Below are 711 nucleotides of genomic sequence, written 5' to 3'. Positions count from 1 at the left end.
CGGGGATGTTTTCCCCGCTGCCATCGGACCACCTGAAACGAAAACAGTTGGAATGTTTATTCGAAGTGCAGCCATCATCATACCTGGTGTAATTTTGTCACAGTTTGGAATACAAATCATTCCATCAAACCAGTGTGCATTTACAACTGTTTCTACTGAATCTGCAATGATTTCACGACTCGGAAGCGAATAACGCATACCGATATGACCCATCGCAATACCGTCATCTACTCCAATTGTATTAAATTCAAATGGAACCATGCCTGCTGCACGTACTGCTTCTTTAACAAGTTTCCCAAACTCGTTCAAGTGCTTATGCCCTGGAATAATTTCAATAAAAGAATTACAAATCGCAATAAACGGTTTATCAAAATCCTCATCTTTCAAACCAGTTGCTTTTAATAAACTACGATGCGGAGCTTTATCAAAACCTTTTTTAATCATGTCACTTCTCATCTTGTCAAATCCCTTCTTACACATTTTTTCTCTTACTTAATCTATTTTTTAAAATAAAAACTCTCACCTCAGCAATCAACTACTACTTAATAGTAGCTTTGATTGCTGAGGCGAGAGTTTCGCGTTACCACTCAGCTTCCTTACACTTCTCACGAAATATAAGCTTTGTAGGTCCAACCAGACCCCCGTCCTTTTACCGGAGACGATGCCGCCGCCCTCTACTCAGTTTCCCTTTCGCAAGCGATGCTCCGAGGT

At 40.6% G+C, this 711-nt stretch carries 1 protein-coding gene; it reads right to left on the bottom strand.

What is annotated here, in order from left to right; all coding sequences use genetic code 11:
• Positions 1 to 456 (bottom strand): dihydroxy-acid dehydratase domain-containing protein (locus AC1DTM_RS30130; protein WP_477001668.1); only part of this gene is annotated, 456 nt, incomplete at its 3' end.
• Between the last annotated feature and the right edge of the window lie 255 nt (positions 457 to 711).

The sequence above is a fragment of the Bacillus sp. P4_D3 genome, from assembly GCF_056401855.1.
This window is presented reverse-complemented; position numbering and strand designations above follow the sequence as displayed.